The sequence below is a fragment of the Caldinitratiruptor microaerophilus genome (assembly GCF_025999835.1).
GTDB classification, from domain to species: Bacteria; Bacillota; Sulfobacillia; order Symbiobacteriales; family ZC4RG38; genus Caldinitratiruptor; species Caldinitratiruptor microaerophilus.
Map to the genome: position 1 here is coordinate 2,831,115 of NZ_AP025628.1, position 12,686 is coordinate 2,843,800.

11 protein-coding genes are annotated in these 12,686 nt (G+C 70.7%); 5 read left to right on the top strand and 6 right to left on the bottom strand.

The features are described 5' to 3' along the window. Positions 1–103: 103 nt before the first annotated feature. From caldi_RS13710 to caldi_RS13720, 3 genes are all read left to right on the top strand, one after another. Positions 104–1,192 carry an AAA family ATPase gene (locus caldi_RS13710; protein ID WP_264842314.1) on the top strand — a complete coding sequence of 363 codons (1,089 nt, stop codon included), beginning with the start codon at positions 104–106 and terminating at the stop codon, positions 1,190–1,192. A 234-nt stretch (positions 1,193–1,426) separates the two neighbouring features. Beyond that, the gene (locus caldi_RS13715; protein WP_264842315.1) at positions 1,427–3,031 is read left to right on the top strand and encodes an IS200/IS605 family accessory protein TnpB-related protein; all 1,605 of its coding nucleotides are present in this window, start codon (positions 1,427–1,429) and stop codon (positions 3,029–3,031) included. Between the two features lie 167 nt (positions 3,032–3,198). Next, entirely contained in the window at positions 3,199–3,696 is a 498-nt protein-coding gene (locus caldi_RS13720; RefSeq protein WP_264842316.1) for an HNH endonuclease, read from the top strand. A 7-nt stretch (positions 3,697–3,703) separates the two neighbouring features. Here the strand turns inward: caldi_RS13720 and uvrB are convergent, their stop codons facing one another. Beyond that, the gene (uvrB, locus tag caldi_RS13725; RefSeq protein ID WP_264842317.1) at positions 3,704–5,686 is read right to left on the bottom strand and encodes an excinuclease ABC subunit UvrB; all 1,983 of its coding nucleotides are present in this window, start codon (positions 5,684–5,686) and stop codon (positions 3,704–3,706) included. 91 nt (positions 5,687–5,777) lie between these two features. Between uvrB and caldi_RS13730 the strand changes: the two genes are divergently transcribed. Further along, positions 5,778–6,641, top strand: a complete 864-nt coding sequence (locus tag caldi_RS13730; RefSeq protein WP_264842318.1) for a heptaprenylglyceryl phosphate synthase — start codon at positions 5,778–5,780, stop codon at positions 6,639–6,641. Between the two features lie 49 nt (positions 6,642–6,690). Here the strand turns inward: caldi_RS13730 and caldi_RS13735 are convergent, their stop codons facing one another. Further along, positions 6,691–6,942, bottom strand: a complete 252-nt coding sequence (locus caldi_RS13735; RefSeq protein ID WP_264842319.1) for a hypothetical protein — start codon at positions 6,940–6,942, stop codon at positions 6,691–6,693. Positions 6,943–7,009: 67 nt separating this feature from the next. Next, positions 7,010–7,615, bottom strand: a complete 606-nt coding sequence (locus caldi_RS13740) for a hypothetical protein (protein WP_264842320.1) — start codon at positions 7,613–7,615, stop codon at positions 7,010–7,012. A 215-nt stretch (positions 7,616–7,830) separates the two neighbouring features. On the opposite strand from caldi_RS13740, the gene caldi_RS13745 reads away from it, so the two are divergent. After that, on the top strand, positions 7,831–9,324 hold the full coding sequence (locus caldi_RS13745) for a hypothetical protein (protein WP_264842321.1): 1,494 nt from the start codon (positions 7,831–7,833) through the stop codon (positions 9,322–9,324). A 52-nt stretch (positions 9,325–9,376) separates the two neighbouring features. On the opposite strand, the gene caldi_RS13750 is transcribed toward caldi_RS13745, so the two are convergent. Genes caldi_RS13750 through caldi_RS13760 form a run of 3 tightly spaced genes read right to left on the bottom strand, consistent with a single transcriptional unit; the run spans position 9,377 to position 12,664 of the window. After that, a complete protein-coding gene (locus tag caldi_RS13750; RefSeq protein WP_264842322.1) occupies positions 9,377–10,240 on the bottom strand; it encodes a protoheme IX farnesyltransferase in 864 nt (287 codons plus the stop codon). 10 nt (positions 10,241–10,250) lie between these two features. Further along, a complete protein-coding gene (locus caldi_RS13755) occupies positions 10,251–11,183 on the bottom strand; it encodes a formylglycine-generating enzyme family protein (protein WP_319951762.1) in 933 nt (310 codons plus the stop codon). Then, positions 11,180–12,664, bottom strand: coding sequence for a hypothetical protein (locus tag caldi_RS13760; RefSeq protein ID WP_264842325.1), 1,485 nt, complete (start codon positions 12,662–12,664; stop codon positions 11,180–11,182). The genes caldi_RS13755 and caldi_RS13760 overlap by 4 nt, the downstream gene beginning before the upstream one ends. Positions 12,665–12,686: the final 22 nt, after the last annotated feature.

The following is a 12,686-nucleotide window of genomic DNA, read 5'->3' on the forward strand; positions in this document are numbered from 1 at the left end:
GCCTGATCTCACGCAGGCGTGATAAAGTTATCACGCTGAGGTGAGATCCATCGTGATGGGTCCCTTCTTCCCGGTGGGCGTCCCTGCCCCCGAAGGGGACGTCGTGGACCGAGAAGACTTCATCCCGACTGTCGCAGCGCGCCTCGCCGACGGGCAGAGTCTGGTGCTGAGCGGGCCGCGGCGGACGGGCAAGACTTCCGTCGCCAGGGAAATCCTGCGCAGGCTCCGACGTGATGGGCTTTACGTGGCGCAGATCGACCTCTTCGCCGTGTCGGATGTGTTGGCGTTTGCCTACGCTCTCATCGACTCATGCCTGGAGAACGTCGGACTGCGAGGGGTCCTCGCCCGGGCCGGTGACAAGCTTGGCCGCCTCACGGGCACTGCCCGCTTCGAGCTCGCACTCGCAGGGCTCAAGCTCAGTGCCGGCACCCGCGCACGCAAGGAGAACCCGGAGGATCTACTGGCGAACGCCCTCGAGCTGCCGGAGCGCTTGGCGGCCCGGGACGGGCGCCGGATGGTGGTCCTCTTCGACGAGTTCCAGGAAGTCACCCGTCTGGGCGGCCCGGACCTTCTCAAGCGGCTGCGAGCACATTTCCAGGATCAGCCGCACGTCGCCTACTTCTTCCTGGGCTCGAAGTACGGGCTGCTGAAGACGCTCTTCGCCTCCAACCGGGAAGCGTTCTATCGTTTTGCTGCCTGGATCAACCTTCCGCCCATCCCGCAGGCGGCTTGGACGGAGTACCTCACGAGAAAATTCACAGAGCGAAACATCCGCTTGCTTCCAGATGCGGCCGACACCCTCGTTTCGTTGACGGAAGGGCACCCCTACGACACGATGAGCGTTGCGTCCGCGGCCTACTACGCGGCCCGGGAACTGGGACTGTCGGAGATCGACACGACCACCGTCCGCCTTGCGTACGAGCGAGCGATGCTGGAACTGGAGCCCGTATTCACCGAGACCCTCGAGGCGGCGGCCCGGACCCCCGTCGCCCGGAGTATCCTGTTCCGGCTCGCCGCCGGGCAGGGGCCCTACGCCAAGGGTGGGACAGGTGCTGACCACAGCCAGCGAGTACGCCGTGCGCTCAAGGAACTCGTGGATGCGGGTATCCTGGTCCAGTTGGGAAGGGGACAGTATCGCTTCACTGAGCCGGCGTTCCGGGATTTCCTCTCACGCCTCGTGGCCGGAACATGAGCACCGCGCCGCCAGTGCTTGTGTGCCGGTCACGCCCCCAGGAGGGGTTTCTACCAGTTCGCTGTTTTCATGAGGAAAGCTCGGTATGGGTGAGTTTTCGGAGGGGATCCCCCGCAGAGGTTGAACCGGGCCGCAGTTGAACCGGGCCCCCTCTTGACCAAACACGTGTTCTATGGTAAGCTATGCCGTGTCTGACGCACACTACCATTCTGCCCCCCAGGAGCGTGGTGCCACGTGCAGGTCACGTTCCAGACCCGCCTGCGGGACGAGGCCCTGTACCCGCTCCTGGACGCCATCGCCGCCCTCTACCAGCGCCTGCAGCGGCGGCTGTTCGTGGACCTCTACGTCCGCCGCCGCCCCGTGGAGGAATGCAAGCGGGAGTACATCGCCCGGCATGGCCTCACGGCCCGCCAGTTCAACGCCATCACCTACGAACTGAAGGGCAAGGTCCGGGCCGCCGAGGAGACCCGGCAGCAGCGGAGCCGCACCCTGCAAGGCCAGATCGAGGCCACGGAGAAGGCCATCCGCAAGCTGCAGCGGGAGGATGCGGCCCTGGCCAAGGGGAGCGGGCAGGCGCGCAAGCTGCCGCCCCACGAGCGGGTAGAGCGCCGCCAGCGGGTCCGGTTCCGCCTGCACCAAAAGAACCGGCGCCTGGCCATGCTCCGGGCCCGGCTGGAGGCGGCGGAAAACCACCAGGGACCGTCTTCCCTTTGCTTCGGCTCCCGCAAGCTGTTCCGTGCCCAGTTCCACCTGGCGGAGAATGGCTATGCCTCCCACGACGAGTGGCTTCAGGCCTGGCGGGAGGCCCGCAGCGACTCGTTCTTCTGCCTGGGCTCGAAGGACGAGACCGGCGGCAACCAGACCTGCACCCTCCTACCGGGCGGCACCCTGCGGCTGCGGGTCCCGAACGCCCTGGCCGGCGAGTATGGCACCCACGTCCTGATCCGGGGCGTGCGCTTCGCCTACGGCCAGGACGTGCTGGGCGCCGCCCTGGCGGCCGGGCAGGCCATCTCGTACCGGTTCGTGCGCAAGGACGGCACTTGGTACCTGCACGCCACCACGGAGCGGATGCCTGCACCGGCGGTGACGCACCGGCAGGCGGGGGCCGTCGGGGTGGACCTGAACCCGGGCCTGGTGGCGGTGGCGGAGATCGACCGCTCCGGCAACCCGGTGGGGACCCGGCACATCCCGGTGCCGATCCAGGGCCGGCGCAAGGAGCAGGTCCTGGCCACACTGGGAGAGGCCGTGGCGGACGTGGTGGCCTGGGCGAAGGCCGCCGGAAAGCCCGTGGTGGTGGAGCGCCTGGACTTCCGGGCGAAGAAGGCCCGGCTGCGGGAGGTCTCCGACCGGCACGCCCGGCGGTTGTCGCACTTCGCCTACGCCTCTTTCCACGCCCTGCTCATCGCCCGTGCGGAACGGGAAGGCGTGGAAGTGATCACCGTCAACCCAGCGTTCACCAGCGTGATCGGGAAGTTCATGGCCCGGTACGGGCTGTCGCCGCACGCTGCGGCGGCGGTGGGCGATCGCCCGGCGGGGCCTGAGGTTTGGGGAGCGGCTCCGGTCCGGAAACGCCCGTCCGCTACCTGCGAGGAATCGCGGGCGGCACGCCTGGGGCGACTGGCGCCGGGTTCTCCCCGGCGTGCGTGGGCGGAAGCTGACGCATGCTTTATACGAGTGTCCCTCCGAGGGAGGCCCAGGCAGGGGGGTACCCCTATCCGCTCCGGCACCGGCGGGTGCAGGCTCGCACGGCCCGGAGCGGGATGGTCTGGCTTGGGTCCCGGGGTGCGATCCCCCGGCGCGAATCGTCGGGAGCACCGTTCGCCCGGCGTCGTAAGCTGAGGTTTACTTGTCAACGCTTGCGTTTAGGAACGGTACGTTGCGCGGACCGGACATCCGAGGTACAATTGGCCCGGTGTGCTTCATTTATCAGGAGGTTTTCGCGACTGGGGGAACTCGTCCAGGTCATCGACCGCCGCGGCCGGACCCTGACGCCCTGCCGCCGGCAGGTGGCCGAGCGTGAGGTCCGCCTGGCCAGGGCCAAGTGGGTCGGGAAGGACAAGATCCGGCTCCGCTTCGACCCGTTCGCCGAGCGCCACATCCGCCTGAAGGTACTGGCCCGGGACAACTACACGTGCTACTGGTGCGGGCGACCGGGGGATACGGTCGACCACATCATCCCGTGGTCCCGGGGCGGCCGCACCACGATGACGAACCTCGTCACGGCGTGCCGTGAGTGTAACGGCGAGCGGGGCGACCTGCCTGCCGATGTGTTCGCGCGCCGCAAGGGCGTGCCGGTCCCGCACTTCACGGGCAACGAGCCGGTCCCGCCCTTCGACCCGGCTCGGCTTGCCGCGGCGCGGGCAACTGCCCGCACGGCAGAAGCTGCCGGCGAGCCTCGTACGCCGGATGACGGCGGGCCGTCCGCCCAGGGCCGGGCCGACCGGATCATCCGGCTGAGCCTGCTTCTCCAGGGCACCATGCCGCTGCGGCGCAGCTTTCTCTGATCGCGCCCTAGCTTGCCCGGCGCTTCTCGAGCTCGATGATGAGGTCCCGGAGTTCCGCCGCCCGCTCGAACTCGAGCTTCCGGGCGGCGTCCTTCATCTCCTTGCGCAGGCGGTCGATGACCGGCCCGAGCGCGTGCTTCGGGAGCGACAGGAAGTCGAGCGGCTGGTCGCCGGCGGCGTCGGCCGGCCGGGTCGCCTGGATGACATCCCGGACCGGCTTGACCACGGTCCTGGGCACGATGCCGTGCTTGCGGTTGAACTCGGCCTGGATCGCACGGCGGCGGTTCGTCTCGTCGATGGCCCTCTGCATCGACTCCGTGATCCGGTCGGCGTACATGATGACCTTCCCGTGCTCGTTGCGGGCGGCGCGGCCGATCGTCTGGATGAGGGACCGCTCGGAGCGCAGGTAGCCCTCCTTGTCCGCGTCGAGGATGGCCACCAGCGAGCACTCGGGGATGTCCAGGCCCTCCCGCAGCAGGTTGATCCCCACGAGCACGTCGAACTCCCCGAGGCGCAGCCCGCGGACGATCTGCATCCGCTCGAGGGTCTCGACGTCCGAGTGCATGTACCGGACCCGGATGCCGACTTCCTTGAGGTAGTCGGTGAGGTCCTCCGCCATCTTCTTGGTGAGCGTGGTGATGAGGACCCGCTCGCCCCGCTGGACGCGGGCCCGGATCTCGGCGATGAGGTCGTCGATCTGTCCCTTCGTCGGCCGGACCTCGACCTCGGGGTCGAGGAGCCCCGTCGGCCGGACGATCTGCTCGACGATGTGGTGCTTCGGTACCCGCCGCAGCTCGTACGGCCCCGGGGTCGCGGAGACGTAGACGACCTGGTTCAGCCGCTCCTCGAACTCGTGGAACTTGAGCGGGCGGTTGTCGGCAGCCGAGGGAAGCCGGAAGCCGTACTCGATCAGGGTGTCCTTCCGGGACTTGTCGCCGTTGTACATGGCGGCGACCTGGGGGATCGTCTGGTGGGACTCGTCGATCACCACCAGGAAGTCGTCCGGGAAGAAGTCCAGCAGGGTGTACGGCGGCTCGCCCGGCGCCCGGCCCGTGAGGTGCCGGGAGTAGTTCTCGATGCCGGGGCAGTAGCCGAACTCCCGCAGCATCTCCAGATCCTGCCGGGTGCGCATCTCGAGCCGCTGCGCCTCGAGGAGCTTGCCCCGGCTGCGCAGGAAGCGGAGCTGCTCCTCCAGTTCCTCCTCGATGCTCACCAGGGCCCGCTTGAGCTTGTCCTCCGCCACGACGTAGTGGCTGGCCGGGTAGATGGCGACGTGGTCGCGCTCGGCCAGGATCTCCCCCGTGAGCGGGTCGAACTCCGAGATGCGCTCGATCTCGTCCCCCCACCACTCCACCCGGACGGCGCGCTCGGACATGCCGGCCGGGAAGATCTCGACCACGTCCCCCCGCACCCGGAACTTCGTGCGGACGAAGTTCACGTCGTTGCGCTCGTACTGGATGTCGACCAGCCGGCGCAGGACGAAGTCCCGGTCGACGGTCATGCCGCGGCGCAGGGACACCGACAGGTCCCGGTAGTCGGCCGGCGAGCCGAGGCCGTAGATGCACGAGACCGACGCCACCACGATCACGTCGCGCCGCTCGAAGATCGCCATCGTGGCGCTGTGCCGCAGCTTGTCGATCTCGTCGTTGATGGTCGCGTCCTTCTCGATGTACGTATCGGTCTGGGGGATGTAGGCCTCGGGCTGGTAGTAGTCGTAGTAGCTCACGAAGTACTCGACCGCGTTGTTGGGGAAGAACTCCTTGAACTCGCTCGTGAGCTGGGCGGCCAGGATCTTGTTGTGCGCGATGACCAGGGTCGGCCGCTGGACCTTCTCGATCACCCCGGCGATCGTGAAGGTCTTGCCCGACCCGGTCACGCCGAGCAGGACCTGCTCCCGGACGCCCTTCTCGATGCCGTCCGCCAGGGCCTCGATGGCCCTGGGCTGGTCGCCGCGAGGCTTGAAGTCGGTCACGAGCTCGAACGCCGGCATGGGCTCTCCCCCCGCTCCCCCATTATACCGCAGCGGCGCGCGGGCCCCGCGGCCCGGCCAGGGCCGCCGCGGACACGGAGGAATCGCGCCCGTGGAGCCGGACAGGCCCCGAACGCCGGGTGCGCCCCACCCGGCCCTCGCCCCCGCCGGAGGGTGGCTGCGACTTGTCCGCGAGGTTCCCTGGCTCGTCCGGACCCGCCTGACGGGAGCGCGGCGCGCCCCCGCCGGGAGCGCGCCGCCGCCCTGGTGGCGCTGGCGCCTGGTGATCAAGCTCGACCCCGACCGGGCGCTCAGCGCCCGGGCCCTGGAGCTCGTCCTGGCCACGGGTGCCGACGCGCTCCTGGTCGGCGGGACTCAGGGGATCACCGCGGAGAAGGTGCTCGGGCTCCTCGGCCGCCTCGAGGCCGCTTTGCGCCGCCCGCCGGTGTGGCTGGAGGTGTCATCTCCCGCTGCAGCCGTGCCGGGGGCGCCGGGGTACCTCGTCCCGTTCGTCCTCAACGCCGGCGACCCGACCTGGACCGGGCGTGCCCAGGCGGAAGCCCTGGGAGCGATGCTCCCCCGCCTGGGGGCGATTCTCCCCTGGGAGCGCCTCTGGCCCGCCGCCTACCTCATCCTCAACCCCGACTCGGCTGCCGCGCGGCTGACGGCCGCCGAGGCGCCCCCGCCCGAGACCGCGGTCGGGTACGCCGCGCTCGCCGGCCGGCTCCTGCGGCTGCCCCTGCTGTACGTGGAGTACAGCGGCCGCTTCGGAGACACGCAGCTGCTGGACCGGCTCCGCCGCGCCGCCGGCCCTTCGTGCCGGGTGTGGTACGGGGGCGGGGTCGACTCCGGGGCCCGCGCGGCCGCGGCGGCCCGGGCGGCGCATGCGGTGGTGGTCGGCAACGCGGCCCACGAGGTGCCGGACCGGCTCAGCGAGATCGCCGCGGCGGTGCGGGCCACCCCGCCTCCTCCCTGACGGCCTGTGCGCCGGTCACTGTCCCGCCGGCCCCGTCCGGGCGGGCTTCCTAGAGCACCTGCGCGCCCGGGAAGCCGGCCTCCGCCAGTGCCGCCACGAACTCGGCGGACCGCCTAGCGCCCGGCAGGAAGGTGACCGTGACCAGGGCCGGGGTTCCCGGGACCGCGGCTGGGGGTGGGGGGTCGACCCGCACCCGCAGCACCCCCGGCAAGCCCTGGAGGACCGCCCGGACCCGATCCCGGGCCCCGGGCAGCCCGGCGCCGGGAACACGCAGGCGGACCTTGCAGGGCTCACCGGTCACCGGCCCCCACCCCCTGCCGTCCCACGGGCGGGACCGGCTCCGGCTCCGGAGGCCACCACCGGGCGGGTCACTCCTCGCAGCCCGCAGGATGTCCTTGAGGGCGCGAGCAGGGCGCGTCCCTGCACGGTCCCGGGGCGCAGAATCCGTAGCTGGGCACGAGGAGCCGGACGCGGGCCGTGGTGTGGAGCACCACGCAGAGGTTGGCGACGCAGCACAGCTCCTCGGAGCGCTCGTCGGCGTTGGCGTCGATCAGGTCGCAGAAGCACGTCCCTGTGACCTCGCAACCAAGGCGCGTCCCCTCGGGGATGCAGAGCTGCAGGCTCCGGAAGACCGGGAAGGTGATCGTGAACTCGTGGCACTCGCCGACCCGCACGGTGGCAGGGACTGTCACCACCACGTTGACGTTCGCCATCCCGCCGTCCGTGTATTCCGGGTTTCCCACGATCCGGCAGGTGGCTTCCTGTGTACGCAACGCGCACGAGACCGGGGTGCCGTGGGGCTGCCCCTCGAGGGGGATGCAGCGGGTCACCGTGGTCTCGTCGAAGCAGTAATCGAAGACCTTGTCGACGGCAATGCAGACGATCTCGTCCGGATCGTGGCGCGACTCTGGGCGAACAGGCCCCGGGCGGATCTCCTGCTGGCCGCCGGCCGGCCCGGAGCGATCCGCGTCCATGGGCGGCCGACCCCTCCTTCTTCCTCTCGCTGCCGGCCCGCCGGTGCCGACGGGCCGTCGTGCCTGGTGGCAGGTTATGAGGGGATGCCGCCGCGGGTTCCTGGCCCTCGACATGCGCCGTGCTCCTCCCCCGCGGCCGGTGAATATCCTATGGCGACCCACGGTGTCGGAGGAGGGAGCCGTCCCCGGTACGGCCGCCGGGGGCGGCACGGCACATGAAGGAGATCTCCGTGTATCTGGGCTGGCACCACCTCACGGACACGAGCCCCGCCGGGGCGGCGGCGATCGAGCTTCTGTGCCGCGCCCTGGGCGTCGACACCTTCCGGGAGCCCGACGCCTGCCGCCTCTACCTGCGCTCCCCGGTGCGCGGCCACACGCTCATCCTCGGCGGCGAACCCGACTTCGCCGGCGCCATCCGGGGCGCCGCCGCCCTCCTGCGCGGCGCCGGCGCCCGGGTGTACACCACCTCGGCGGACGAGCCCCTGGCCGGCCAGCTCGACCGCCTCCGCCAGGTTGCCCCCGCCGCCCTCGCCTACCTCCGCCGGGCGGATGCCCGGCTCGTCCGGTGCACCGTCTACGGTCCCCTGTCGCGGAGCAGCCGCGACCTGGCCGAGCACCTCGGGGCCGCGATCGCCGGCGAGGCGGACCTGCCGCTCCTGCCCGCCCGCCCGGCCTGGCGGGAGGAGCTGCCGCTGCGCCGCGCCGGCGGCTGCGCCGTCCTGGTCGAGCTCCCCGCCTCCGACCCGGAGCTCCTCGCCCGGGGGCTCTTCGCCGGGATCACGCGCGCCTTCGCGCCGCCGGACCTGGCCCGGTTCCTGGACCAGTTCGCCCAGACCCGGCGGCTGGCGGCCCTGCTCCACTCGCTGGCGAAAGCCCTGCGGAGCAAGTCCGGGCAGGACGCTCCCGGCGCGCCCCACCCCGGTCCCCAGGGCGAGCCCGGTGCCGGTGACACGCCCGTGGCCGGCGCGGTGCCCGACGGCCTCCCCGAGGACGGCGAAGCGCCCGCCCTGCTCACCGCTCCAGCCGGGACCGGAGAACCGGGCCCCGACGCGCGTGCCGGCGGCCCCGATCCCGGGGATCGCGCCGCCCCCGACGAGAGCCCGCCCGCCAGCGGGACCGACCAGGATGGCACCCGTGCCGCCCCCGCGGACGAGCCTGCGCCTGCCCCGTCCCCCGCGCAACCGGCGACCCCCGCCGGGCGTTCGGGACCCCGGAGCACGCCGGGCCTGCCGCCCTGGCCCGGGCGGGTCTACACGTTCCGGGCCATGCCGGGGGGCGCGGCGTTCCTCCCCCTGAGCCCGCAGCACGGCGGGGCGCTCACGCCGCCCGTGAACGCGACCCTGGCCCGGTCCGGCATTCCGTTCCGCCCGCCACCGACCTCGGCCCCGGAGCCCGAACCGGCCCCCGATCGCCCCTCCGGCGCCCTGCCGCCGGAGCCGGGCGTCGCCCCGGCGCCGGAGGCGGCCCCGGAGCCGGGACCCGTGACCCCGCCGGCGGCCGATGCTGCCGGTGACATGACGGAGGAGCCGGCGACGCAGTCCGCGGCGAGCAGCGGGGTTTCCCCACCTCCGGTCGTTCCCCCCCTGGCCGGGGGGGAGGACGATCACCCGCGGAACACGGCGGACGGCCCCCGGCCAGCGCAACCGGGCCCGCCCGCCCGGGCGCCGAGGACCGTCCGCCACCTGCACTGGGTGTCCTCGCGGTGTTGAGCCGAATCGGGGAAGGGGTCGCGGCCGGACCGCCGGCGCGACCCTGCCATCCTCAAGCTCTAGCCAGGAGGACCAGGCCCATGCTCCCCAGCATGTAGACCGAGGCGAACCGGAAGAGCCGGATGTTTCGCTGAACGTCCGGCGACACGAGGGCGTTAGCGGCGAGACCGATCAGTACCGCAGAGAGGGCGGCTCCGGCCCCGAGATAGCCCAGGGGTACGGAAAGTAGCCACGTGACCGTGAGCATCAACTGGGCGGCGAGAAGTGTCGAGAGCCCGACCACGTACTGCGTGGCCTTCACCCCGTAGCGGTTGGGGAAGACCGGGATCCCGGCGGCCCGGTAGTCCGCGGCGTATTTCACGCTGAATGTCATGATGTGGGTCGGGATCCAGACCACCACGGAAAAGGCCAGGAGGACGCCGAGCACATCGACCCGGCCGGCGGCCAGCACGCGTCCGGCCAAAACGGGCATCCCGCCAGCCAGCCCGCCGACGACAACCGCCCAGACGGTGCGCCGCTTGAGCCACATGGTGTACACGGCCACATCGAGCACCCAGCCGAGCAGGACGACCGCCCCATACAGCGGGGCCAGCGCGAAAGCCCACCCGATCCCCAGCCAGCTTGACCAGAGGCCGGCGAGGGCGGCTCGTGCCGGATCCACCCGGCCCTCCGCCAGGGGTCGGTGGCGGGTGCGCCTCATCACCGCGTCCACGTCGCGGTCGTACACCATGTTCAGAATGGTCGCCCCGGCGATGGCCGCAACGAGGCTGCCGGCCAGGGAGAGCCAGGCACAAGCGCCGGGGCGCGCTATCGGCGCGCTCGCGCTGGCGTGGCCGACAAGGCCGGTGAACACCAACAGCGCCGTCTGCCTCGGCTTAACGAGTTGCCACCAGTCCGCCACACGATCCCACCTCATCGCCGCTCACCTACCTCGCCGGATTCCGCACGCACCGGAAGCCCACGTTCGGGCTGGCGTACTCCGGCACCGCGCTGTTGCGACTCCAGGTCCTCAGATCGTATCCGTGGTCGGCCTTGCTGCCGCCCCGCAAGAACCGGTAATGAATGCCCGGCGTCCGATCCGCCACCCACTGACTGACGTTTCCGGCCATGTCGTACAGGCCGTAGGGGCTGACGGCGCGCGCGGTCTGGAACTCGCCGTACCGCTGGCCGTTGTAGAAGCCGACCGGCGTGGTGTCGCTGTACCCGTCCTCCGTCTCGAAGGGGTCACCGCTGTGGTAGAAGTTGGCGTGTGCCCCTGAGATCGAGTCGCCCCACGGGAAAGGGCGCCGGTCCGTCCCCCTGGCGGCCTTCTCCCACTCGGCCTCCGCAGGCAGGCGGCCTCCGTTGAACTCGCAGTAGGCTCGGGCCCCGAACCACGTCACCATGGTCACCGGGTGGTTCTCGTAGCCGGGTTTCACCCCGAACCGCCGGCCATCAAAGGTGATTCGGGTGGCCGGGTCCGCCAGCGGCATGTGGAGGTAGTCGCCGGCTGGGTACGCTTTCTCGTGCTTACCTCCCCCGAAGGGGTCGCCGGGGTAAGGGCCCACGACCCGGCCTCCCTGCACGCGCACGCGGCTCGCCGCCAGCGCCTCTTCGAGGTACCGCGCGTACTGCGCGTTGGTCACGGGAGTGACCATGATCTCGTAGTCCTGCGGGATCACCGTCTCCACACCGTCACGGCCCATCGGGAAGGGACCCGCAGGAACGAGAGCCCACGCCTCGGGGTCGGCACCCGCGGAGGTGAACTGCTGAACAGCGCGAGAGGGCACCGGTGGTCGGCCACAGCCGGCCAGCAAGGATGCGCCACACGCAGCGGCCAGTACTACGCTCGCAACGCGTCTGCCGAAGCGCGCCTTCACCGGTACCCCCCCTCTCCCGGCTCTTGCGCCTCCAGCTCACCGGCCCACATCCCCCGCCGCCGGAAGAGGTCCTGCAGCCGCCAGATCAGGAAGGCTGCCAGGGCCACCAGAACGGCCGCCAGGCCGATGTCGGCGAGGAGCAGGGTCGCGGCGACAAGGCGCTGCTGTTCGTATTCGCTGACGAAGAGCCGCTTGAGACCGAACACGGTGACGGCGCCGAACGCGAGGTTGGAACCCAGGACGATCGTCCAGCCGTACACCTGTCTGGCAACCCCCCGGACGCCCATCATGTCCGCAAAGTACAAGAGCAGGATGGTTGCGATCAGGGCGGAGAGGATGTGCCAGTGGCCGGTGAGGAGGATCCGCTCCTCCCGGTGGGGCCAGACCCGGAAGATCTCGTCGAGCTTGATGGCCATGAAGATGCCGACCCCGCTGACCGTGAAGTTCATGTAGACCATCTGCCACAGCGCCCCGAAGCGCAGAGGGTCGTGGATCAGGGCCCATAGGCGCTGCCCTGGCCGGGGTCTACCGGCGCGGGGCCCGACCCGGGCCAGACCTTCCTGTACCAGCTTCGACCAGCCGAAGATCACCAGCATCAGCGCTGCCAGCATGACGAGGACCGAACCGACATAGATGATCGCGTGCGCGTGCGGCGTGATCACCACGGACCACGCCCCCAGAGTCACCACCACCGTCCCGAGGATCATGAGCGGCATGGCGATGCGGTGAAAGACCCCGCGGAAGCCGAACCAGCGGCCGATGAGCAGGGCGGTGGCGATGGCGATGAGCGTCAACATGATGTGGAGATGGCCGATCACGGCCTTCTGGAGGAACGTCTTGACCGGCTCCCGAACGAGGTCCTCGGCCAGGAAGCTCTTGAACCCGTTGCCGAAGTGGGAGCCGGCCACAGCGCCGAGGGCGGCGGACCCCAAGGTTGCCACCGTCATGGTGAAGAAGGCCACCCGCTCCAGATCCACACCGCCCCGCGTACGGGCACGGGCCGGGTCCGTCACGCGGTAGCACGGCTGCCAGGGCCACAGAGCCAGGGCGAGCAGCACCCCCGCGTAGAAGATGAGCGCCTGCCCCGCCACGAAGAGGCCGTGCAGCACCCAGTTGCGGCCGAAGTACGCAAAGATCATCCCGGATACCGAGGCGGTGAGGTACCCGGCCGTGATGGTGCCGTTGATCGTGGCCGCCTGCTGCGGGCGCATGGGCAGGCTGTCGGTCATCAGGTACACCAGGACGGCGACCACCGGAAACGCGATGGCGTGGTAAAGGGTGATGATCCGGCCTTCGCGTTCCGCCTCCACCAGCCTCATCCCCAGCACGCGGACGACGAAGTCCTTGACCCCCCACTCCACCATGGGTCCCGAGAGGGTGGACCAGACCACCGTCACGAGGGCGACGAAGCCGATGGCCAGCAGCACCAGCCCCCGGGTCGAGAGCAAGAGGTAGCGGAGACGGCCGGCGAGCCCCCTCATTCCGTTCACCTCGCGCCTTCAG